This window comes from Arthrobacter sp. FX8 (genome assembly GCF_026723805.1).
GTDB lineage: Bacteria > Actinomycetota > Actinomycetes > Actinomycetales > Micrococcaceae > Arthrobacter.
Genome location: NZ_CP113505.1, coordinates 1,558,388 through 1,580,409 on the forward strand (window position 1 = coordinate 1,558,388; position 22,022 = coordinate 1,580,409).

Consider the following 22,022-nt stretch of genomic DNA (forward strand, 5'->3'; position numbering starts at 1 on the left):
AGCCGCTGGTTCCTGCCGGTTCACCTGGTTACTGCATGGTGAAGCGCCGGGCGGCCCACTGGTTCACGGCAGGCACGGCGGCGGCCGCGCCAATGGCGGCAGTGCGGACACGAAGGAGCGGCCCGGGCAGCGGCCTTCCAAGCATCATGTTGATTTCGGCTTGCCGCCGGGCCACGGCCGCAGCCCGGCGCCGGCTTGCCTCAAATTCGCGAAGCCGCCTTCCCGTTGGTTCGCCACCCAGTGCGGCGCAGATCACGGGCACCAGCGCCCTGGCATCCAGCCAGCCCAGGTTCATGCCCTGCCCGCCGATGGGGCTGATCTGGTGGGCGGCATCCCCCACCAGGACGGAGCGGCCGGCCACCATGCGCCGGGCAATCGTGGATTGGACGCTGAACGCGCTCAGCATGGAGTTCGTGGCCGGCTCAGGACGGAACCCGGTCCGGCGTTGCACAAGTTCCGCCAGCTCATCCGGTCCCGTGCCCGGTTCGGCGGGTCGTCCAAGCCGCACCACCCAGCGGCGCACCCGGCCGGGCAGCGGAAAGGACTCGACGATTCCTTCCGGCTCGAGGAACAGGACGGCTTTCTCCCCGTACCTGCTGCCGTCGTCGAAATCCCCCATGAGGTAGTGGTCGGGATAGGACTTCCGGTCCACAGGGACGCCCAGCGCGCCCCTGATCCGGGACCGGGCCCCGTCTGCCGCGACCAGCAAGGCGGCGGTGGCGCTGCCGTTGTGGTTGCCGCGCCGGTTCGCGGCATCCGGGCTGGACTGGACCGCGATGGTGACCTTGCCGCCGTCGTTCCTGGCTTCGGTGACGTTGGCACCCCGGACCAGCGCCGCGGGGTCCAGGGTGCGTACGCGGTCCTCCAGGAGTTCCTCTGTCCTGAACTGTGGCAGTGCCAGGACGAAGGGGTAGTTTTCCGAGACGGCGCCGAACGCCATGGTGCCCACCGTCTTCCCGCGGCTGACCGCCATGCCGGACCGGATGCGGACACCCTCCTCCACCATGGCAGAGGCCACGTGCACCGCGGCCAGTGCTTCCAGGGCCGGCGGGTGGATGCCGATGGCCCGGGTATGCCGGTTCCGCGACTGCCGTTGCTCAAAGACCCTTACCGAAACGCCTTCCTGCAGCAGGGCGGCCGCCAGGTAGAGGCCAACGGGACCACCGCCGGCGATCAGGACATCGGCATCCATCTCAGCCCTGCCGGTAGGCCAGGACCTGGTGGAAGACCGATGAGTGCTCCACGGACCAGCCCGGGGGAGCGGCTGCGGCAAGCTCGGCGCGCGTGTAGCTGCGGCGGATGGACGTAAGCCCGTCTTCCCGGATGAAAGACTTCCGGAACGGCAGCGCGGCCACACCGAAGAGGGAGAATGCGATGGTGCTGCGGATGAGATCGTTGTGCAGCGCCTTCTGGCCGGCGAGGATTTCCGAGTCTGCCAGCAGTTGCTTGAGCTCCCCGGACTGGAGATGGTGCAGCACGTGGTTGGAGATCACGACGTCGAACCGGGCACCCTCGCTGACCAGCTCGCCGCTGTGCGCCTTGCGGAATTCCACGCCGGCCATGGACGGGCGTTGCTGGGCGAACCGGGCCGCACGGGGATCAGGATCGATGCCCGTGATATGCACCGCTTTGCCGTCTTTGGCCGCCCAGCGGGCCAGCATCACGGCCAGGTCGCCGCCGCCGGAGCCGATGTCCAGCACCGTTAGCGGGCGCTGGTCGGGAGGGGCCATGGTCCTGAGTTCCCTGGCATACAGTTTCCGCCAGCCGGACAGCACCCGGTTGATGACGGCGAACTGCCGGTACGTGTTGTCCAGGAGACGGGCATCGCAGTCCGGCCTGTCCATCTGCTCCACGTCCGTGGCGGCTCGTCGGCGCAGGAGGATCCCCATTCCGCGGACCGCTCTCAGGCCACGGGCGCTTCGGCCGGCGTCCGGCTTTGGAGCTGGCCCAAGGCATCCTCTGCCGCGCTGCCCTCCCACCCCGGAGCGCCGCCTGCTGCCTGCCGAATCTTGGTGAACAGGCCGGTTTCCACGGTCAATCCCGGGCCAAACGCCATGGAACAGATCCGCTCTTCCGCGGCGGGCCCTTCCCGGAGTGGTTGTTCAAGGATGTGCTTGAGGACGAAGAGCACCGTGGCGCTGCTCATGTTGCCGTAGTTGCGCAAGGTTTCCCGTGCGGGGATCAGCTGGGTGTCGCTGAGGCCGAGCCTGGACTGCACCTTGTCCAGGATGCTCCGGCCGCCGGGGTGGATGGCCCAGTGGGGGATTGCCGTGTAGGGGAGTGGCACCAGTTCCGGCTCCCTGGCCAGAAGGGGCTGCAGCGCGCCGACTATGTGGTCATCGATGATGTGGGGCACGTAGTTGCCCAGGACCATTTCAAAGCCGTTGTCACCGATGTTCCAGGCCATGGAATCCTCACCCACCGGTGTCAGGACCGTCTCGAAGTGGTCCAGCTTCATCAGTGCGGTGTCCGCCATGCCTGGGCGCGCGGTTACGACGGCGGCGGCGGCACCATCGGCGAACAGGGCCGAGCCCATGATGGTGTCCGGGTCGTTGGAGGTGCGTACGTGGAGCGAGCACAGTTCAGCGCAGACAACCAGGACCACCGCATTCGGGTCCGCCTCGCAAAACAGTTTCGCGGCACGCAGGGCAGGAAAGGCGGCGTAGCAGCCCATGAAGCCGAGGTGGTAACGCTGGACTGCGGGATTAAGGCCGAGTTCACGGACCACCTTGTAGTCGGGGCCCGGATTGAAGAAGCCGGTGCAGGAGACCGTCACGAGATGAGTTATGTCAAGTAAATCGACTTCCGGGGCGGCCTGCAGGGCAGCGCGCGAGGCCGCCACAAACAGCTTGGTGGCCTCGCGGGCGAAGATATCGTTGCGGACTTTGGTGCTGGGGTTCAGCAGGAGCCCGGTTTCCTGGTCGTAGAACTGCGGTTCTTCGGCGCGGGACGTGTTGGTGAGTTCCTGGACGGCGGTAAACCTCGTCTCGATGGCAGCACCGTCAAAACAGGTGTTCACCAGTCGCGAGCCTAAGCGCGACAAGCCAGGCTGCGCGGCAAATACGTCACGGGCCTCGGACTGGATGAGCTTTGTCTCCGGAACTGCAGTTTCAAGTGAACGTACGTAGACCGTCATTGGTTCATTCTTGACGGGCGCCGGAATAAAGACAATGGGACCGCCGGTTTGACCAGCGCTTTTACGCTGGTGTTCGTGCTGGCTGGTTGGCTTGGTGCGCCCCGCTCCGGAGCAGTCCCAAAGCGCCGATAATCTACATTATGTCAACTAAGTCTTTGGGAGCGCTGCCCTGCTCGCCGATGCCTTCGCAACGGACAAAGGCCGCCTTCGCCGGGAAAGTACAGCATGCGGCCGGCTGGGTCAGGAGATGTAGGAACCGCCTGGGCTCCAATGGATGACGCCGCCCTGGTAGTTTTGCGCGACGCCACCGTCATTGCCCGTGGAGTACTCGTCACTTGTCGGGTAGCCGAGGCGCCCTGATTCGTACCCTGTTGAGGCCCAGATGGAGCGGATGGCGCCTACGGACATATGTGCTCCGGTGGCTGGGGACCAGACGATGGCACCGCCCTGGTAGTTCTGGTAGGCACCCCCGTCGCGCAGCCCGCCCACTTCGTTTGATACCGGGTAGCCGAGCTTGCCGCCCTCAAATCCCGACACCGCCCATTCGCCACGGATGGCGCCAACAGAGATATGCGCTCCGGTGGCTGGGGACCAGATGATGGCGCCGCCCTGGTAGTTCTGGTAGACACCCCCGTCGCGCAGCCCGCCCACTTCGTTTGATACCGGGTAGCCGAGCTTGCCGCCCTCAAATCCCGACACCGCCCATTCGCCACGGATGGCGCCAACAGAGATATGCGCTCCGGTGGCTGGTGACCAGACGATGGCGCCGCCCTGGTAGTTCTGGTAGGCACCTCCATCCCGGAGCCCGCCAACTTCATCGGTCACCGGGTAGCCCAGGCCACCAGCCTCAAATCCTGTCTCCGCCCACAGGCCTCGAATCGCGCCGGTGGAGACGTGAGCCCCGGACGCCGGCGAATAAAGGATGCAACCGTGCTCGAAACACTGGTACCCGCCGTTATCCCTGAGCCCATAGATCTCTCCCGTAGTGGCAGCTCCTAAGGCCCCGTTCAGGGACGCTGCCTTTACGGCAATCGGAGTCTGCGGGGCCGGAAACGCGACGGCCGCCAAGGCATCAATCAAGCCGGCGCTGCAGCCTCCTGGGCAGGTTCCCGGAAGGGGCCTGGCCGTTGCCTTCAGCTTCGCCTCGATCCGGGCTGGCGTCAGGGAGGGATCAGCGGCTTTCATCAGTGCGCCGACGGAGGCCGCCATCGGCGTCGCCATCGACGTTCCCATCAGGTAGCCGTACGCTTCTGCGCCTGGAGTGGTTGTTCCGGCGTTGTAGGTGGACAGGATGCCGGCACCGGTGTCGCCTCCCGGGGCCATGACGTCGACGGCGGCACCGAAGTTCGAGTACGAGGCTTTGGATCCGGACTGGTTGGTGGCACCGACCGTAATGACGTTGCTGCAGTTTGCCGGCGCATTGTTTTCGGCGAGCTGGCTTTCGTTGCCGGCAGCCACGAATACGGATGAGCCGCGGCTGACCGCCCCGTCAATGGCGGCCTGCAGGGTGGAAGGGCAGGCCGCCGCTCCCCCGACGCTCAGATTGATGGTTTTCGCCGGGTTCGCATTGGCGGGCACGCCGGAGACTGCTCCTCCGGAAGCCCACGTAATGCTGTCCGACACGTCCGAGAGGTAGCCGCTGCCGCAGTCACCAAGCGCGCGGACAGGCTCGATCTTCACGCCCGGAGCGGCGCCGCTGACTCCTTCACTGTTATTGGCGACAGCGGCGATAATCCCGGCGACATGGGTTCCGTGCCAGGAAGAATGGGCGGATGAGGTGGAACCGCAAGTCCCGGAGGTCCGGTAGTCCCCCGGGTCGGAGGCGTCCGGGTCCCTGCCGTCGCCGTCACTTGAAACGGTTGGGTCGGCGATCATGTCGTAGCCTGCCATGACGTTCGCGTTGAGATCGCTGTGGGCGGTTATGCCGGTGTCGATCACCGCGACGATCTGGCCCGTACCCGTGGTTTTGTCCCAGACAGACGGAACCCTGATGCCGACGCCAGGGTCAGACAGAGCCCACTGCAAGGAGTAGTAGGTGTCGTTGGGGGTGTACGACGGATGCATGAGAATGTCAGGCTCCACGGATTCGACTTTGTCGTCCGCAGCGATGCTCTCCAGCACGCGCCTGGACTCCCCGGCATTGAGCCTGTGGCTTGTCTTGACCACCTTGGCGTCGCTGGCCGTGGTCTTGATCTCCCGCACGCCGATGGAGGCATGCCCCGCAGCCCTGGAATAGGTCTCGTCCCGCTCCGCGGCGCTGCCGGCCGCTGAGGGTTTGAACTTTACGATGAACTGGTCGGTGGGAGCTGGGGCATCCGGCAATTTCTCTGCGGCTGAAGGCCCGGGCAAGACGGGTTTGTCTGCGGCGTTTGCGGCTGGTGCGGTGGCTACGCCGGCGATCGCGGCTACCAACACCACCCCCATAGTCCGTAAGTACGTGTATCCCTTCGTCACACCAGTCTTCATGCTCAGATTCACTCCCCTTGGCCTACGGTTCCACGGTGAGCTTACTAAGGCTTGGTGAACTCAGGGACCCCACCATCATCCAGCCCCAGGGGAGGCTGACCGGTGGGCTGCTGACGCCGGGACAGCTGCCGGTGATCCGGACGGGGTCAAGGCAACCGCAAGGTCCTGCCTTGCCGGCATGCTAACGGCGGCGCTGCATTGAGGCCCCAACGACCGCGCCGATTCCCAACCCAAGCGCACAGCCCCAAAAAGGAGTATGGAACACCGCCAAACCCACACTGATCCCGACGGCGGCACCAACCAGGCTGCAAATCCACAAAGCTTTATTCACACATGTCTCCAGTACAGCGGGACTGACCTCTGCTCCTGCTGAGACCATACTGCATGCCGATTCCGCCTCCGCTCCCCCGCTTCATGTGAGGTCCTGGGTCAAGCTCGAGGAGGCGTGACGGCTAAGCTCGAAACCATGAGTTCCTTGAAAACGAAGGCGGCAGCTACAACGTCCGGAAAAACGGTGCTGGCAGCGGCGGCTGCCGATGTCGTGCTGATCCTTGCGTTCGCCGCCATCGGCCGCGACGCGCACCACCGCGAGGAGCCCATCCTGGGTGTGCTGCTGACTGCATGGCCCTTCCTTGCCGGCGCGGCAGCGGGATGGGTCGTTTCCCGCGCCTGGCGCAGCCCTTTGTCTGCCCTCCGGGCGGGTGTTCCGGTCTGGCTCGGCAGCCTCATCGGCGGCATGCTTTTGCGCGCGCTGACCGCACAGACGGTTGTCCTCCCCTTCGTCATCGTTGCCACGCTGGCCCTCGCAACGTTCCTCGTGGGCTACCGGCTCCTGGCTGCCGGTGCCGCGCGTCTCCGCCGCCGATAGGGGCTCTCCGCCCGAAGGGCGGGCTGCCGGGAAAAGGACGCCCGTGTAATAGGCTGGCAGTAGAGAGAAACCTGCCGTGACTTGCTGCGGCGGAACTGATCGAAGGGGTACAAACGTGGTCACCGCATTTGTTCTGATCAAGACTGACGCCGCCCGCATTCCCGAGACTGCGGAGGAAATCTCAGCCATCGAAGGCATCAGTGAGGTGTACTCCGTCACTGGAGAATGGGATCTGATTGCGGTGGCGCGCGTCCACCGGCACGAGGACCTGGCTGATGTTATCGCCGACCGGCTCTCCAAGGTTCCTGCAGTGGTCCACACCACCACGCACATCGCATTCCGGGCGTACTCACAGCACGATCTCGACGCTGCCTTTTCCCTGGGCTTCGAGCAGTAACCCGCCAAGCCGTCCTCAGGCGCGGGACAGGGACACCCAACGGTCCAGGACGGCTGCAGCGGCGCCGGAATCTATCGATTGCGCAGCCCGCGCGTAGGCCTTCTGCATCCTCGCCAGGAACGGGCCTTCCGCTTCACGGTCGAAGGCAACCAGGCCTGCCGCCGCATTCACCAGGACCGCGTCCCGGGCAGGACCCTCCTTGCCGGCAAGCACGTCACGGACAACTCCTGCGTTTGCCACTGCATCACCGCCGCGAAGCTGCTCAACGGTGGCCAGGCTGATGCCAAGGTCCTCCGGGGAGAAGAACAGTTCAGTGACGCCCCCGCCGCGGATCTCCCACACGGTGGACGGGCCGGTGGTGGTGAGTTCGTCCAGGCCGTCGTTGCCCCGGAACACCAGCCCCCTGCTCCCCCGCCGGGCCAGGACGCCTGCAACGAGCGGCGCCATCCGCGCATTGGCCACGCCGACGGCCGACGCCTGCACCTTGGCAGGGTTGGTCAGCGGTCCCAGGAAGTTGAATGCGGTAGGTATTGCCAATTCGCGCCGGGGTACCGCGGTATGGCGGAATGACGGGTGGAACACCTGCGCGAAACAGAATGTGATACCCGCCTCTTCGGCGTTCCGGGCCACCTGCGCAATGGACAGGTCGAGCCGGACGCCGAGCGCTTCGAGCACGTCAGCGGATCCCGACGACGACGACGCTGCCCGGTTGCCGTGCTTCACCACCTTTGCGCCGGCCCCGGCGGCCACAAGCGCGGCCATGGTGGAGATGTTGACGGTGTTAAGTTGGTCACCACCGGTGCCGACGATATCCAGCTTCTCGCCGGAAATTTCCACCGGGTTGGCATGCGCCAGCATCGCCTCAACCAGGCCGGAAAGCTCATCCACGGTTTCGCCCTTGGCGCTGAGGGCCACCAGGAATCCGGCGATCTGGGCCGGCGTGGCTTCGCCGGACATGATGGTGTCCATGGCCCAGGACGTGTTCTCCGCCGTAAGGTCATTGCCCTTGATCAGTGCCGAGATCAGCCGGGGCCAGGTGTTGCCGGACGCTGCAGATGCCTGTGAAGTCACCTGCTGATGCTATCGAGCGATGGCAGGCACTGACCAATGTGAACGGTGCCGGGAACTTTTCCGGGCAATTTCGCGTCTTTGTAGAAAAAGTCCTCCCAAAAGGCGGTTTGCGTTGGGCAGCACGGACTTTTACAGACATAATGTCTATGTGACATCTGCGACCCATGCCCCCAGTACCCCGGCGCACCCAACGCTGAACCGCCCCAACATGGTTTCTGTCGGAACCGTTGTGTGGCTGTCCAGCGAGTTGATGTTCTTCGCCGGTCTTTTCGCCATGTACTTCACGCTCCGCTCCACGAGCGGTGAAATGTGGGCTGAAGAGACAGCCAAGCTCAACTTCCCCTTTGCGCTCGTCAACACGATTGTCCTTGTGGCCAGTTCCTTTACTTGCCAGATGGGCGTCTTCGCCGCAGAGCGGCTGCAGCCCCGGCGTACCGGAGGTGCCCTTCAGTTCGCCCGTTGGGGAATGAACGAATGGTTCACCCTGACGTTCCTCATGGGTGCGTTCTTCGTTGCCGGCCAGACCACCGAATACGCGATGCTGGTTTCCGAGCACGTCTCGCTTTCCTCCAACGCCTACGGCTCTGCCTTCTACATGACCACCGGCTTCCACGGCCTGCACGTCATCGGCGGGCTTATCGCCTTCCTGCTCATCATGGGCCGGTCCTTTGCCGCGAAGAAGTTCGGACACTTTGAAGCTACGTCCGCGATCGTCACCTCGTACTACTGGCACTTCGTTGACGTCGTGTGGATCGGCCTCTTCCTGGTCATCTACGTACTCAAGTAGCCAGCTTTGATTCTTTTTCTACAAGAGGCAGAATTTCAGGTAGCGGCTCCCGGAGCCGGCGCAGGATCGAATAAAGGAACCACCACGTGAAGGCACTCTCACAAAAGCGGCGTCACCCACTGGCAGCAATAGCGCTGCTTCTGATGGGGCTCCTCATCACGGGTGGGCTGTACGCCGTGGCAACCTCCATGAATGAGGCCAAGGCGAGCACCACCACCGCAAGCGCAAGCGACGTCGAAGAGGGCGGCAAGCTGTTTGCCGCCAACTGCGCCACCTGCCACGGCATGGGCGCCAGTGGTTCCAAGGATGGCCCCTCCCTGGTTGGCGTCGGCGCTGCCGCTGTTGACTTCCAGGTGGGCACCGGCCGCATGCCGATGCAGATGAACGGTCCCCAGGCAATGAAGAAGCCGGTCCAGTTCAACGAACAGCAGACCTCACAGCTTGCAGCCTACGTCGCTTCGCTGGGAGCCGGCCCGGCAATTCCTGCAGAAGACCTGACAAACGGCGGCGGCGACGCCGCAGCCGGCGGGGAGCTCTTCCGCACCAACTGCGCCATGTGCCACAACGCCGCCGCAGCCGGCGGCGCGCTGACCCAGGGCAAGTTCGCGCCCGCCCTGGCCGACGTCAGCGGCAAGCACATTTACGAGGCCATGGCCACGGGCCCGCAGAACATGCCCGTCTTCAACGATGCCAACATCACCCCCGAAGGCAAGAAGGACATCATCACCTTCCTGAAGCAGATCGAGACCACCGGTTCGCCGGGCGGTGCCGACCTGGGTTCGCTTGGCCCCGTCGCTGAAGGCCTGTTCGTATGGGTTGCCGGTTTGGGCGTCATTATCGCCTTCACCATCTGGCTGACTTCCAGGACGTCCTGACTTTCCGCGGGAAGCACACAACTTCTGCTGCCCAGTCAGCAGCTTGAAATTAGAAACTAACCCGGCACAACCGCCGGGACGAGAGAAGGATGAGGCGAATTATGGGCAACCATAGTGACGGCAGTCCGAACCACTCGGGCACCGTAGCTACGGCTGGTCAGAATGAGGTGGAGAAGTTCCAGGATCCTGGAATTCCCCCGCATCGTTTGCGCCTGGCTGACACGGACCCGAAGGCCGCAAAGCGGGCAGAACGGCAGGTCGCCTTACTATTTGGCATCTCTGTTGTTGGAACCCTGATCTTCCTGGTGGCGTACTTCGCCATTGATTTGGGTGATGACTCCAGCATCGCCACCATCCGGCTCCAGAACGCCCTGCTCGGTGTAGGTACTGCCTTTGCCATGCTGGGTATCGGTACCGGCATCGTGCACTGGGCCAAGGCCCTGATGCCCGACCACGAAGTCTCCGAAGAACGCCACGCCATCCGCTACGAGGAGGACCGCCAGGCGGCTGTCCGCATCGTCGACGACATCGTGGAAGAGACCGGCATCAAGCGCCGTCCGCTGATCCGCAACACCCTGCTCGGTGCTGTGGCGCTCGCCCCGCTTCCCGCCGTCGCCATCTTCGGTGACCTCGGACCCCGTCCGGACGACAAGCTCGCACACACCATGTGGGCCCCCCAGGACGGAAAGCGCAAGCGCCTGACCCGTGACCCTGACGGAACTCCCATCAAGGCTTCGGACGTCACCATCGGCTCGGCCTTCCACGTCATCCCGGAAGGCCTGAACGAACTCGAGGAAGGCAAGCTCAACGAGAAGGCAAAGTCCGTTGTGCTGCTCATGCGCCTTGATCCCGCATCGCTCAACCCGTCCAAGGGCCGCGAAGAGTGGGGCTACAACGGCATCGTTGCCTACTCGAAGATCTGCACCCACGTTGGCTGCCCCGTTGCTCTGTACGAGCAGCAGACGCACCACCTGCTGTGCCCGTGCCACCAGTCCACCTTTGACCTCACGCAGGAGTGCAAGGTGATCTTCGGCCCCGCCAGCCGTCCTCTCCCCCAGCTGCCCATCGCAGTTGATGACGAGGGCTATCTGGTCGCTACCAGCGACTTCCATGAACCCGTAGGACCAAGTTACTGGGAGCGTGATTCGCATGAGCGCAGCATCAACAGCTGAGCCGGCTTTCGTCGCCAAAACCAAGACAGGCCGGATCACCGACTTCGTCGACTCACGAGTCGGCGGTTCGGGGATCCTTCGCGAGTTCGGCCGCAAAGTCTTCCCGGACCACTGGTCGTTCATGTTTGGTGAAGTGGCGCTGTACTCATTCGTCATCCTGCTGCTGTCGGGTACCTTCCTGACGTTCTTCTTCGACCCGTCAATGGCGGAGACGCACTACGACGGCGGCTACGTTCCGCTGAAGGGCGTGGAGATGTCGGTGGCGTACAGCTCATCGCTGAACATCTCCTTCGATGTCCGTGGCGGCCTGTTCATGCGCCAGGTGCACCACTGGGCAGCACTGCTGTTCGTTGCGTCAGTGGCAGTACACATGCTGAGGGTCTTCTTCACCGGTGCGTTCCGCCGGCCGCGTGAAATGAACTGGGTTGTGGGCTGTGTCCTGCTCATCCTGGCGATGGCTGCAGGCTTTACCGGCTACTCGCTCCCCGATGACCTGCTGTCCGGCAACGGCCTGCGCATCATCGACGGTGTCATCAAGTCCATTCCGGTCATCGGAACGTACATCTCGTTCTTCCTGTTTGGCGGGGAATTCCCGGGAACGGCCATTATCAGCCGCCTGTACATGCTGCACATCCTGCTGGTACCGGCCCTGATCCTGCTGATGATCGTGGCCCACCTGTTCATGGTGGTGGTGCACAAGCACACGCAGTACCCGGGTCCGGGACGCAACGACAACAACGTCGTCGGCTACCCCCTTGGTCCGGTGTACGCAGCGAAGGCCGGTGGATTCTTCTTCATCGTCTTCGGCGTCATTGCCCTGATGGCCGCGTTCTTCACCATCAACCCGATCTGGAACTACGGTCCGTACGACCCCTCCCCTGTGTCGGCCGGTACGCAGCCTGACTGGTACATCGGTTTCGTCGACGGCGCACTCCGGTTGATGCCGGGCACCTTCGGCAACTGGCACGTGGAGCAGATCTTCTTCGGACACGTCTTCACATTCAACGTCCTGCTGCCGGCCCTCGTGCCGGCCGGGATCCTGTTCACCGTGATGTTCACGTACCCGTGGATCGAGCGCTGGGTGACCAAGGACGACCGTGAACACCACGTCCTGGACCGCCCCAGGAACGCGCCCACCCGTACCGCCATCGGCATGGCAGGTTTCGTCTGGTACTGCGTCATGTGGGCCGCTGCTGGTTCGGACCTCATCGCCACGCACTTCCACGTTTCTCTGAACGACGTCACGTACTGGCTGCGGGCCCTGTTCTTCATCGGTCCGGTGATCGCATTCGTGGTTACCAAGCGCGTTGCCCTGGCGCTTCAGCGCAAGGACCGGGAGATCGCCCTCCACGGCCGTGAAACCGGACGCATCGTCCGTCTTCCCCACGGTGAGTTCATCGAGGTGCACGCGCCCCTGGATGAGTACAAGCGGTACAAGCTGGTGGGCTTTGAGTCACCTCAGGTCCTTCCTGCGGTCCCCAACGAGCATGGCGTGGTCACCCGCAAGGAAAAGCGCCGCGCATTCCTCTCCCGCTGGTTCTTCGAGGACCGCGTAGCCCCGGCCACGCCCGCTGAGCTGGAGGCCGCACACGGCCACGGACACGAGGCTGTTGAAGCGGCAGAAGGAAGCAAGAGCCTGACCCACTAGGCTTCTGTTCCAACAGGAAAGGCCCGATCCATCCGGATCGGGCCTTTCCTGTTTTCCTGGGGTGTGCTGCCCGCGCCCCCCGCAGGGGAACGGATGGTTGGGGCGGCTAGTGGTTGCGGGCCCTCCTGGCTCCGGGCCGCTGCAGGGGCACCCACAGCTTGTACCGGTCCGCACGGTAGTAGGAGACCGAGTAGTCAACCATTGCCCGGGCCACAAAGGCATGCCGCTGGATCTTCAGCAATGGTGCCCCCACTTCGACGTTGAGGAGGCGCGCCGTGGACGGTGACGCCGCCGTCGCCTCGATCATGTCCTCCCCCCATTCCATAACAAGCCCGTACTGCTCGCTGAGGACGTTGTAGAGCGACGTGGGCGGCTCGCCGTCCAGCAGTCCCGGGACCCGATGAGCCGGTATGAAGTTTTCGTCCACGCTCATGGGCTCCCCGTCCGCAAGAAGCAGCCGGCGGAAGCGGACCAGCGGGGTGCCCTCGTCCAGCTGCAATTCACGGGCCAGGAACGCACTGGCACCGATCTGTTCGAAGCTGAGCACTTTGGCGGCAGGCACCATGCCGCGCCGCTGCATTTCTTCGCTGTAGGACGTGAGCTTCACCTGCAGGTCGACTTTCGGCCGCCGGACGAAGGTTCCCAGGCCCACCACCCGCTCGATAACCTCCTCCCCCACCAGTGCATCGATGGCCTGCCGCACCGTCATCCTTGCAAGCCCAAACCGTTCGGCGAGGTCCCGTTCCGAGGGCAGGGCTGAACCCGGCGGGCATGACTCCGCGATGTACGCGCGAAGGATTTCCCGGAGTTGGACGTAGATGGCCGTTCCGCTGCTGCGGTCTATTTCCCCCGTGATTGCGGCGGCGCCAGCTGCCATGATCGTTCTCCTGCCGTTGGGTGTCCCCTCAATTTTAGAACGGTCTAGACCAGCCACGGACCGCGGCAATCTTTCGCGCCGCATCCGTGCAGGCAGCTATATTTGGTCTGGAAATTTTGCCACGAGACGGAGGGGGCCGTCTTTCACAGAAGGAGTCCCTTTGCCAACAGAAAAGGCCGTGGTGGCAGCGCCCGCGGGCCTGCATGCACGTTCCGCCGCGGTGTTTGTCCGAGCCGTCACCGACACGGGCCTGCCGGTGACCATCAGCAAGGCAGGCGCAGACAAGGCCGATGCCCGTTCCCTGCTTCAGGTGATGACGGCTGACTTCCCACAAGGCTGTGAGGTGGAGCTGTCCATTAGCGACAGTGCGCTGGAAGGCGGCCTGGGGCGCGAGCAGGCCGAGAACGCGCTGCGGGAGCTTCGAGGACTTTTAGAGTCGCAGGGAGCCGTCTAGGGGCTTCCAAAAGCGCAATAACGACGTCGGGCCCCACCGGAAGGTGGGGCCCGACGTCGTTATTCGTTTGCTTGCTTAGTGCGCGTGGTCACCGCGGCTGTACTCGTACACCCAGCCCACGAGGGCCACGATGGCGAGGCCACCTGCGATGAAGATGACCCAGGCGCCTACGGCCAGGCCCAGGAAGCCGGTGGCGCAGGCGATGCCCAGGACCAGAGGCCACCAGCTCCAGGGGCTGAAGTGCCCCTGCTCGCCGGCGCCTTCGTGGATTTCAGCGTCGCTGCGGTCCTCGGGACGAAGACCGACGCGCCTTCCGGTGAAGCCGAGGTAGGCCCCGATCATGCCGGCGAGGCCACCCACAAGCAGGATGCCCAGGATGCCGACCCACTCACCCCAGTTGGTCAGGAATCCGTAGACCAGAGCGACGGGAACGAAGAAGAAGACTCCAGAACCAAAGATCCAGGATTCGATTTTCACTGTGCGGTGTCCTTCTGGTCGGCGTTGCCGAGGACCGCTGCTGCGGGTGCCGGCGACTCAACGGTGTGGACCTGACGAAGTTCCGGGTGGTGCAGGTCCAGGGCGGGACGCTCCGAACGGATCCGGGGCAGGGACGTGAAGTTGTGGCGCGGCGGCGGGCAGGACGTGGCCCACTCCAGCGAAGCACCGAAGCCCCACGGATCATCAACCTGGACCTTTTCGGCGCTGCGCCAGGTGATGTAGACGTTCCAGAAGAACGGGATCAGTGACGCACCCAGCACGAACGATGCCACGGTGGAGAACTGGTTCATCCAGGTGAAGTTGTCCTCCACGAGGTAGTCGGCGTAGCGGCGGGGCATGCCCTCGACGCCGAGCCAGTGCTGGATCAGGAAGGTGCCGTGGAAGCCCAGGAACAGCAGCCAGAAGTGGATCTTGCCCAGGCGCTCGTTGAGCATCTTGCCGGTCCACTTGGGCCACCAGAAATAGAACCCGGCGAACATGGCGAACACCACGGTGCCGAACACCACGTAGTGGAAGTGCGCCACCACGAAGTAGGAGTCCGAAACGTGGAAGTCCAGCGGCGGGGAGGCCAGGATGATGCCGGTGAGGCCGCCGAAGAGGAAGGTGATCATGAAGCCGATGCTCCAGAGCATCGGCGTTTCGAAGGTCAACGAGCCGCGCCACATGGTGCCGATCCAGTTGAAGAACTTTACGCCGGTGGGCACCGCGATGAGCATGGTCATGAAGGAGAAGAACGGCAGCAGGACGGCGCCGGTGACGTACATGTGGTGGGCCCACACCGTCACGGACAGGGCTGCAATGGCGATAGTGGCGTAGACCAGGCCCTTGTAGCCAAAGATCGGCTTGCGGCTGAAGACCGGGAAGATCTCCGACACGATGCCGAAGAACGGCAGCGCAATGATGTACACCTCCGGGTGGCCGAAGAACCAGAACAGGTGCTGCCAAAGAACAGCGCCGCCGTTCTCGGGATCGAAGATGTGGGCGCCGAACTTGCGGTCCGCGCCGAGCGCGAACAGGGCGGCGGCCAGCGGCGGGAATGCCATGAGCACCAGGATGGCGGTGATCAGGGTGTTCCAGGTGAAGATGGGCATCCGCCACATGGTCATGCCCGGGGCGCGCATGCAGATGATGGTGGTGATGAAGTTGACCGCACCAAGGATGGTGCCGAAGCCGGACAGCGCCAGGCCGAAGACCCACAGGTCACCGCCGATGCCCGGGGTGAACGTCGTGTTCGACAGCGGCGCATAGGCGAACCAGCCAAAGGACGCTGCGCCCTGCGGGGTGATGAAGCCGGACACCGCGATGGTGGAACCGAACAGGAAGAACCAGAAGGCCAACGCATTCAGGCGCGGGAAGGCCACGTCAGGAGCGCCGATCTGCAGCGGCATGATCACGTTGGCGAACCCGGCAAACAGCGGGGTGGCGAACATCAGCAGCATCACCGTGCCGTGCATGGTGAACAGCTGGTTGTACTGCTCCTTGGTCTGCAGGATCTGCATGCCGGGCTCGAACAGCTCGGCGCGGATGAGCAGCGCCATGACACCGCCCAGGCAGAAGAACACGAAGGACGCAATCAGGTACATGTACCCGATGGTCTTGTGGTCGGTGGAGGTGATCCAGTTGACGACGATGCGCCCCTTGGATTTAGGTACCACGGGAGCCGACAGGACTCCCGCAGGTGCGGATTGGGTGTACGTAGCCACGTCGCTCCCCTTACTTGGTTTCGTTCAGGTTCGGGTTGCGGTCGTACTCGGCACCGAGCAGGCCGGTGTTGCCTTCGGCCTTGAGCTGGTCCATGTGGGCCTGGAATTCGGATTCCGACACCACCTTGACGCGGAACAGCATTTCGGAGTGGTACTCGCCGCAGAGTTCGGCACATTTGCCGTCGTAAGTGCCCTCTTTAGTGGGGGTGAACCGGATGTAGTTGGGCTTGCCGGGGATCATGTCGCGCTTCTGCAGGAAGGCGGGAACCCAGAAGGAGTGGATGACATCGCGGGCGTTGAGTTCGAGGTCAACAGACTTGTTCACCGGCAGGTACAGGGTGGGGAGCTGTTCCTTGTCGATGGTGTTGCCGGTGAGGTGGGCCTGGACACCGGCTTCGTGCAGGTCTTCCTGGATGACGTCGCCGGACTTGTAGTTGAAGTCCCAGGCCCACTGCTTGCCGCGGACGTCCACAACGACGTCGGCCGGCTGTGAACGGTCATCGATCGCCTGCTGGTCGCGGTCCGTGAAGTAGAAGAACACCAGGACCATGAAGATGGGGATGGTCAGGTAGAAAACTTCCAGCGGAAGGTTGAAGCTGGTCTGCCGCGGGAAGCCAACGGTTCCCTTGCGGCGGCGGTAAGCGACCAGGCACCAGATGATCAGGCCCCACGTAATGGTGCCCACCACGAGCGCAGCAATCCATGAGTTGACCCAGAGGTCCATGATGCGGTCAGTGTTGCTGGTGGTGCCACGTTCAGTGGGCATCCACCCTTTCTCTACCTCTGGCGAACATCCGGTCAAAACCAACGCGCCGGCAATTGCCAAGCTTGAGATCGTGGTGATCGTTTTGCGTCGGCTGCCGGTTCGGTTCTGCGAACTCACAGACGGCCCTTCCTACTTGTTGCTGTTGTCCGGGCAGCCATCGGCGCTCCGGGCACAAAAAAGTTTTACTACTCGGTGTAGAGCTTACCGCTCCGCCGGGCGTTTCGCCCACATGTCGGCGCCGAGCCCCCATGCCGTTTTGGACGGCAGGAAACCCGGCGCGGACATCAGGCGAAATGACCGGCTTAGTGGAATGAATCGCCGCAGGCGCAGGAGCCGCCGGCGTTCGGATTGTCGATGGTGAAGCCCTGCTTGGAGATGGTGTCTTCGAAGTCGATGCTGGCGCCGCTCAGGTACGGCACGCTCATCTTGTCCACGACGACTTCGACGCCGTCGAAGTCGCGCACGGCATCACCATCAAGGAGCCGTTCGTCGAAGTAGAGCTGGTAGATCAGCCCCGAGCATCCGCCAGGCTGCACGGCCACGCGCAGGCGCAGGTCGGTGCGGCCTTCCTGTTCCAGGAGGCTGCGGACCTTGCCTGCAGCGACATCGGTCAGGTTGACCTCGTGAACGGGCAGTTCGTCGCTGGCCACGCTGGTGGCGGCGGTGCTGTTTTCGTTGGTTGCGGTGCTCATTGGCCTACCTTCTTAGGACGGTCTGGCGGCGTCGCCGTAACGGCGCCTGCCCCTACAAATACGGTATGGGCTATAGCTACATGCTACGCGCGGCAGTCCTGTAGCTCTAACTCCTGGCGTAACCGTCAAAGCACGCCGGTTGTTCCCTGACAGCCGCCTGCCCGGCGTTCACGACGGAAGGCCCATTACTTGCCGGTTGAAAGGCCTTCACTGTTCAGCCGCGCGAGCATGAGGGCCTCGGCCAGTATGGCGTTGCGGAAGTCACCGATGTGCAGGGACTCGTTGGCACTGTGTGCCCGTGAATCCGGGTCTTCCACGCCCGTCACCAGGATTTGCGCTTCGGGGTACAGGTCCGTCAGGTCGGCAATGAACGGGATGGAACCGCCGATTCCGGTTTCGACGGCGGGAACTCCCCAGGCCTCGCCCAGGGCCCACATCGCAACCGTTGCCGCAGCAGAGGAAGTGTCCGTCCGAAACGGATTGCCTGCCTCCCCCGGAGTGAAGACGACCCTCGCACCAAATGGGGCGTTGGCCTCCACGTGGCGGCGGACCGCCTCCATGGCCTCCGCGGGAACCTGGCCCGGCGCCAGCCGCAGGCTGAACTTTGCCCGTGCGCGCGGAAGGAGGGTGTTGGAGGCAACGTCCACGGCGGGTGCGTCGAAGCCGATGATTGACAATGCCGGCTTGGACCACAGCCGCGAGGCGATGCTTCCCGTTCCAGCCAGCCGGACGCCGTCGAGCACGGAGGCATCGGCGCGGTAATCCGCCTCCGGCATGTCGACCCCGGCCGTGTCGCTGGACACCAGGCCCTCAATGGCCACGTTCCCATCCGTGTCGTGAAGGGTGGCGATCAGGCGGGACAGCAGGGTGGGGGCATCCAGCACCGGGCCGCCGTACATGCCGGAATGCACCGCATGGTCAAGGACCTGCACCTCAATCGTGCCATCCACGAGCCCACGCAGGCTGGTGGTCAGGGCAGGTACGCCGACCTTCCAGTTGCTGGAGTCGGCCACCACAATGACGTCTGCGCGGAGCAGCTCGCGGTTCGCCTCCAGGAATGTCCGGAACGTGGGCGATCCTGCTTCCTCCTCCCCTCGATGAAGAAGGTGACGCCCAGCCCCAGGGAATCGGCGAGGACTTCCGAAACGGCTGCGTAAGCAGCAATGTGTGCCATGATGCCGGCTTTGTCGTCAGCGGCGCCGCGGCCGTAGAGGCGGCCGTCCTTCTCGACGGCGGTAAACGGCGTTGTTTCCCACAGGGACTCGTCCCCCACCGGCTGGACGTCATGGTGGGCGTAAAGCAGGATGGTCGGTTTTCCTTTTGCGGCAGGCCGGCGGGCGACGACGGCCGGCCCGCCTGGCGTGCCGTCGGCCTTGTTGACGGACAGGACCTGGACCCCGCCGATCCCCACACCCCGGAGGAGTTCGGCGACGGCCTCCGCGCTGCGCTCCAGTGGCATACGGTCGAAGCTTGGCCAGGCGATGCCCGGGATGGCCACGAGGTCCTTGAGACGTGCCAAAGTTTGATCGAAGGAACGGTCCACCGCAGCACGGAGATCTTCCGTCCTGCCGATGGCCTCAGGGCCTGGTCCTGATGTTCCGGTGGTGCTGTGCGGGGTGGCCGCGGGTGATGAAGTCATGGCCAAAACATTACCCCCGTCACATTCCGCGGCCTGCCGCCGCAGACGCGGGGGCAGGCAGCGGGCGGGCTGCTGCAAGGTATTCTGTTCTGGTGTTCGGACGTAGAAAAGAAGCGCCCTCGGCGCAGGAAACCATAGACCAGCAGGCAGCGGAGACGGCGGCGCGGCAGAACAGTGCCGCGGGCAAGGGTGCCCCTACCCCCACCCGGAAGGCCCAGGAAGCTGCCCGCAAGCGCCCGCTCGTGCCTGAGGACCGCAAGGCGTCCAAGGCTGCCGAACGCCAGGCCATCCAGGACCAGCGCCTCAAGATGCGGCGGGCCATGGACACCGGCGACGAGAAGTTCCTGCCGCTGCGCGACAAGGGTCCGCAGAAACGGTTTGCCCGCGACTTTGTGGATGCGCGGTTCAACCTTGGCGAATACCTGATGTTCGGCGCCCTGGTCTTCGTGCTGGTTTCCCTGGTGGTCCCGGCCTCCAGCGACATGATGATTTACGTCCTGGGCGCTTTCTGGGTCATGTTCCTGGCAGTCTTCGTGGACGTCTTCATTCTGTCGCGCAAGCTCCGCAAGCGGCTGGCGGAAAAGTTCGGCGAGGTGGAGCGCGGTACTGTCTGGTACGGCTCCATGCGGTCCCTGCAGTTCCGGAAACTGCGGCTGCCCAAGCCCCAGGTCCAGCGCGGACAGTACCCTGCCTGACCCTGCATCCACTTAAGAACGAAAAGCCCGGCGGTGTTCCGCCGGGCTTTTCGTTCTTATCGGGATCCGCTTTCCCGCAGCAACCTGCCTGCAGCGCCTAGGAGCGGCGGTTCTTTGCCAACTGCTTGTTGATCCGTGCCGCCCAGAACGGTCCTTCGTAAAGGAACGCGGTGTAGCCCTGCACCAGGGTTGCACCGGCGTCCAGCCTTTCCTGGACGTCCCGGGCCGACTCCACGCCGCCAACGGACACCAAGGTCAGGGCGTCGCCCGTAGCGTTCCTGAGCCGCTTCAGCACCTCCAGCGAACGCTGCTTCAATGGTGCACCGGAGAGGCCGCCGGCTCCGCACTTCGCCACCTCTTCTGCCGGCGAGGACAGTCCTGAACGGCCAATGGTGGTGTTGGTGGCGATGATGCCGTCCAGCTTCAGGTCGAGGGCAAGGCGCGCGACGTCGTCGATGTCCTCATCGCTGAGGTCCGGGGCAATCTTGACCAGCAGGGGCACATGCCGGCCCGCGGCCCGGTCCGCTTCCTGCCCCACGGCTGTCAGGAGCGGCCGGAGCGTCTCCACGTCCTGGAGCAACCGCAGGCCCGGGGTGTTGGGGGAACTGACGTTTACCACCAAATAGTCGGCGGCAGGCGCCAGGCTGCGGGCGCTCACCAGGTAGTCGTCCACGGCATCGGCCAGTTCCACCACCTTGGTTTTGCCGATATTGACGCCGATGACCGGACGAACCTCCGGGTACCGCCGCTGGAGCGCGGCGCGTGCTGCCCTGAGCCGGGGTGCAACGGCGGAGGCGCCGTCGTTGTTGAATCCCATCCGGTTGATGACGGCCCGGTCCTGGACCAGGCGGAACAAGCGCGGCTTTTCGTTGCCGGGCTGCGCCTGGCCGGTGATGGTGCCCACTTCAATGTGTCCGAATCCAAGCTCCGTGAGGGCCTCGATGCCGTGCCCTTCCTTGTCGAAGCCGGCAGCCAGCCCGAACGGTGACGGAAAGGTGACGCCAAAGGCTGTGGTCTGGAGCGACGGCGCCGGAGCAGTCAGTTTCCGCAGGACTCTCCCCGCACCGGAAGAATGTGCGAGCCGTATCCCCTTGAATCCGATCTTGTGGGCGCGCTCGGCGTCCATCCATGAAAAGGCCAGCCTGAAGAAAGTGGGATAAACGCGCATGCCTCCAGTTTCCCGTCTCCGGGGGCGCCGCACCAAAACGGAGACGCCGAAGTTCGAACAGCACAGTTCGGACAGCACAGTTCGGACAGCACAGTTCGGAAAGCGCAGTTCGGACAGCGCGGTCCGGTGTGCCGGTTTAGCATGAGGGCATGCAGTGGCAGCAGGACATCCTGGGCGGTGACTTCGAGTCACACTCCTTCGCGGCCACCGGACGTGACGGGGTTGAACGGAGGGCAACGCTGGTGCGCGTCCGGCCATCTCCCGACAGGGACCCTGCCGGCGGCAGCCGCCGGGCCGTGCTCTTCCTGCACGGTTGGAGCGATTATTTCTTCAACGTGGACCTGGCACGGTTCTGGGCTGCGGCCGGCTACGACTTCTATGCCCTGGACATGCACAACCACGGACGAAGCCTTCGTCCGGAAGCACCGGGCGGGTACGTGGCCGACCTCGCCGCCTACGACGCTGAAATCGAAGAGGCAATCCGCATCATCCGGGATGCAGGCGCACCGGGTCCCCTGGCCCTGATGGGCCACTCCACGGGCGGCCTGGTGGCAGCCCTGTGGACCACCCGCCATCCGGAAGCTGTTTCGCTGCTGATCCTCAACAGTCCATGGCTGGAAATGCACGGCAGTCCGCTGGTGCGGCGCGCTGCATCCAGCATGGTGCGCCCCTTGGCCCGCTTCCGCCCTGAGATGGTCCTCCGGCTGCCGGAACGCGGCCACTACTGGCGGACCATCAGCAGCTCTGCCGACGGCGAGTGGCCGCTTGACGAGCGGTACCGCCCCCGCATGGCCTTTCCGGTGCGCGCCGGCTGGCTTAGGGCGGTGCTCGCCGGGCAGGCGAAGGTGGCCCGCGGCCTGGGGATCCAGGCGCCGATCCTGGTACTGCTTTCCAAGGGCAGCGCGAACGGGCTCCTCTGGTCCGAGGAAATGCGCCGCACCGACGCGGTCCTGGACGTCAACACCATCAGCGCCAGGGCCCTCACCCTGGGCCGCACCGTAACCGTGGAGCGGATCGACGGTGCGCTGCACGACGTCTTCCTGTCACCCGAACCGGTCCGGGCCGATGCCTACAGGCGGCTGGCCCGCTGGTTGCGGGCGTATGGATGAA

At 64.2% G+C, this 22,022-nt stretch carries 20 protein-coding genes and 1 pseudogene; 9 read left to right on the forward strand and 12 right to left on the reverse strand.

The annotated features are described in order from the left end of the window. Positions 1–28: 28 nt before the first annotated feature. From OUO20_RS07060 to OUO20_RS07075, 4 genes are all read right to left on the reverse strand, one after another. Positions 29–1,192, reverse strand: a complete 1,164-nt coding sequence (locus tag OUO20_RS07060; RefSeq protein ID WP_018771101.1) for an FAD-dependent oxidoreductase — start codon at positions 1,190–1,192, stop codon at positions 29–31. Position 1,193: 1 nt separating this feature from the next. Further along, positions 1,194–1,889: a class I SAM-dependent methyltransferase gene (locus tag OUO20_RS07065; protein ID WP_268003156.1), complete on the reverse strand. Its 696-nt coding sequence runs from the start codon at positions 1,887–1,889 to the stop codon at positions 1,194–1,196. Between the two features lie 14 nt (positions 1,890–1,903). Then, on the reverse strand, positions 1,904–3,136 hold the full coding sequence (locus OUO20_RS07070; protein ID WP_268003157.1) for a type III polyketide synthase: 1,233 nt from the start codon (positions 3,134–3,136) through the stop codon (positions 1,904–1,906). A gap of 240 nt (positions 3,137–3,376) precedes the next feature. After that, positions 3,377–5,554, reverse strand: a complete 2,178-nt coding sequence (locus OUO20_RS07075) for a S8 family serine peptidase (protein WP_166673086.1) — start codon at positions 5,552–5,554, stop codon at positions 3,377–3,379. A gap of 514 nt (positions 5,555–6,068) precedes the next feature. Here OUO20_RS07075 and OUO20_RS07080 point away from each other — a divergent pair. Next, positions 6,069–6,470, forward strand: coding sequence for a DUF3054 domain-containing protein (locus OUO20_RS07080; protein ID WP_043425344.1), 402 nt, complete (start codon positions 6,069–6,071; stop codon positions 6,468–6,470). 115 nt (positions 6,471–6,585) lie between these two features. Continuing rightward, complete coding sequence (locus OUO20_RS07085) at positions 6,586–6,867, forward strand: Lrp/AsnC family transcriptional regulator (RefSeq protein ID WP_043456257.1); 282 nt, start codon at positions 6,586–6,588, stop codon at positions 6,865–6,867. A 15-nt stretch (positions 6,868–6,882) separates the two neighbouring features. Here the strand turns inward: OUO20_RS07085 and trpD are convergent, their stop codons facing one another. Next, on the reverse strand, positions 6,883–7,938 hold the full coding sequence (gene trpD / locus OUO20_RS07090) for an anthranilate phosphoribosyltransferase (protein ID WP_018771095.1): 1,056 nt from the start codon (positions 7,936–7,938) through the stop codon (positions 6,883–6,885). A 148-nt stretch (positions 7,939–8,086) separates the two neighbouring features. Here trpD and ctaE point away from each other — a divergent pair, with 148 nt between their 5' ends. The 4 genes from ctaE to qcrB all read left to right on the forward strand — a co-directional run bounded on the left by ctaE (position 8,087) and on the right by qcrB (position 12,420). Continuing rightward, positions 8,087–8,725, forward strand: coding sequence for an aa3-type cytochrome oxidase subunit III (ctaE, locus tag OUO20_RS07095; protein ID WP_186447714.1), 639 nt, complete (start codon positions 8,087–8,089; stop codon positions 8,723–8,725). A gap of 86 nt (positions 8,726–8,811) precedes the next feature. Further along, positions 8,812–9,600 (forward strand): cytochrome bc1 complex diheme cytochrome c subunit, encoded by a 789-nt coding sequence (qcrC, locus tag OUO20_RS07100; RefSeq protein WP_056390383.1) that lies wholly within the window; start codon positions 8,812–8,814, stop codon positions 9,598–9,600. Positions 9,601–9,701: 101 nt separating this feature from the next. Next, positions 9,702–10,772 (forward strand): cytochrome bc1 complex Rieske iron-sulfur subunit, encoded by a 1,071-nt coding sequence (gene qcrA / locus OUO20_RS07105; RefSeq protein ID WP_026266047.1) that lies wholly within the window; start codon positions 9,702–9,704, stop codon positions 10,770–10,772. Continuing rightward, positions 10,750–12,420, forward strand: coding sequence for a cytochrome bc1 complex cytochrome b subunit (gene qcrB / locus OUO20_RS07110; RefSeq protein ID WP_018771091.1), 1,671 nt, complete (start codon positions 10,750–10,752; stop codon positions 12,418–12,420). The genes qcrA and qcrB overlap by 23 nt, the downstream gene beginning before the upstream one ends. A gap of 106 nt (positions 12,421–12,526) precedes the next feature. Here the strand turns inward: qcrB and OUO20_RS07115 are convergent, their stop codons facing one another. Beyond that, entirely contained in the window at positions 12,527–13,297 is a 771-nt protein-coding gene (locus OUO20_RS07115) for a GntR family transcriptional regulator (protein ID WP_018771087.1), read from the reverse strand. 160 nt (positions 13,298–13,457) lie between these two features. Here OUO20_RS07115 and OUO20_RS07120 point away from each other — a divergent pair, with 160 nt between their 5' ends. Then, a complete protein-coding gene (locus OUO20_RS07120; RefSeq protein ID WP_018771086.1) occupies positions 13,458–13,751 on the forward strand; it encodes an HPr family phosphocarrier protein in 294 nt (97 codons plus the stop codon). 75 nt (positions 13,752–13,826) lie between these two features. Here the strand turns inward: OUO20_RS07120 and OUO20_RS07125 are convergent, their stop codons facing one another. The 5 genes and pseudogenes from OUO20_RS07125 to OUO20_RS07145 form a co-directional block, all read right to left on the reverse strand. Continuing rightward, entirely contained in the window at positions 13,827–14,228 is a 402-nt protein-coding gene (locus OUO20_RS07125; RefSeq protein WP_018771085.1) for a cytochrome c oxidase subunit 4, read from the reverse strand. Next, positions 14,225–15,952 (reverse strand): aa3-type cytochrome oxidase subunit I, encoded by a 1,728-nt coding sequence (ctaD, locus tag OUO20_RS07130; RefSeq protein WP_018771084.1) that lies wholly within the window; start codon positions 15,950–15,952, stop codon positions 14,225–14,227. Before ctaD ends, OUO20_RS07125 begins: the two co-directional genes overlap by 4 nt. A 10-nt stretch (positions 15,953–15,962) precedes the next feature. Further along, entirely contained in the window at positions 15,963–16,835 is an 873-nt protein-coding gene (gene ctaC, locus OUO20_RS07135) for an aa3-type cytochrome oxidase subunit II (RefSeq protein ID WP_056390398.1), read from the reverse strand. A gap of 185 nt (positions 16,836–17,020) precedes the next feature. Then, positions 17,021–17,410, reverse strand: coding sequence for a HesB/IscA family protein (locus OUO20_RS07140; protein ID WP_018771082.1), 390 nt, complete (start codon positions 17,408–17,410; stop codon positions 17,021–17,023). A 185-nt stretch (positions 17,411–17,595) separates the two neighbouring features. Beyond that, a pseudogene (locus OUO20_RS07145) lies at positions 17,596–19,049 on the reverse strand (dipeptidase). Positions 19,050–19,141: 92 nt separating this feature from the next. On the opposite strand from OUO20_RS07145, the gene OUO20_RS07150 reads away from it, so the two are divergent. After that, a complete protein-coding gene (locus OUO20_RS07150) occupies positions 19,142–19,744 on the forward strand; it encodes a DUF3043 domain-containing protein (RefSeq protein ID WP_018771080.1) in 603 nt (200 codons plus the stop codon). 97 nt (positions 19,745–19,841) lie between these two features. On the opposite strand, the gene OUO20_RS07155 is transcribed toward OUO20_RS07150, so the two are convergent. Further along, positions 19,842–20,912, reverse strand: coding sequence for a quinone-dependent dihydroorotate dehydrogenase (locus OUO20_RS07155; protein WP_018769262.1), 1,071 nt, complete (start codon positions 20,910–20,912; stop codon positions 19,842–19,844). Positions 20,913–21,061: 149 nt separating this feature from the next. Here OUO20_RS07155 and OUO20_RS07160 point away from each other — a divergent pair, with 149 nt between their 5' ends. Continuing rightward, positions 21,062–22,021, forward strand: coding sequence for an alpha/beta hydrolase (locus OUO20_RS07160; RefSeq protein WP_018769263.1), 960 nt, complete (start codon positions 21,062–21,064; stop codon positions 22,019–22,021). Position 22,022: the final 1 nt, after the last annotated feature.

What these genes read in the sequence shown, in the direction of transcription:
- OUO20_RS07060 (WP_018771101.1), bottom strand. Translation starts at nt 1,192, where the DNA reads ATGGATGCCGATGTCCTGATCGCCGGCGGTGGTCCCGTTGGCCTCTAC.
- OUO20_RS07065 (WP_268003156.1), bottom strand. Translation starts at nt 1,889, where the DNA reads ATGGGGATCCTCCTGCGCCGACGAGCCGCCACGGACGTGGAGCAGATG.
- OUO20_RS07070 (WP_268003157.1), bottom strand. Translation starts at nt 3,136, where the DNA reads ATGACGGTCTACGTACGTTCACTTGAAACTGCAGTTCCGGAGACAAAG.
- OUO20_RS07080 (WP_043425344.1), top strand. Translation starts at nt 6,069, where the DNA reads ATGAGTTCCTTGAAAACGAAGGCGGCAGCTACAACGTCCGGAAAAACG.
- qcrA (WP_026266047.1), top strand. Translation starts at nt 9,702, where the DNA reads ATGGGCAACCATAGTGACGGCAGTCCGAACCACTCGGGCACCGTAGCT.
- qcrB (WP_018771091.1), top strand. Translation starts at nt 10,750, where the DNA reads ATGAGCGCAGCATCAACAGCTGAGCCGGCTTTCGTCGCCAAAACCAAG.
- OUO20_RS07115 (WP_018771087.1), bottom strand. Translation starts at nt 13,297, where the DNA reads ATGGCAGCTGGCGCCGCCGCAATCACGGGGGAAATAGACCGCAGCAGC.
- OUO20_RS07140 (WP_018771082.1), bottom strand. Translation starts at nt 17,410, where the DNA reads ATGAGCACCGCAACCAACGAAAACAGCACCGCCGCCACCAGCGTGGCC.
- OUO20_RS07155 (WP_018769262.1), bottom strand. Translation starts at nt 20,912, where the DNA reads ATGCGCGTTTATCCCACTTTCTTCAGGCTGGCCTTTTCATGGATGGAC.
- OUO20_RS07160 (WP_018769263.1), top strand. Translation starts at nt 21,062, where the DNA reads ATGCAGTGGCAGCAGGACATCCTGGGCGGTGACTTCGAGTCACACTCC.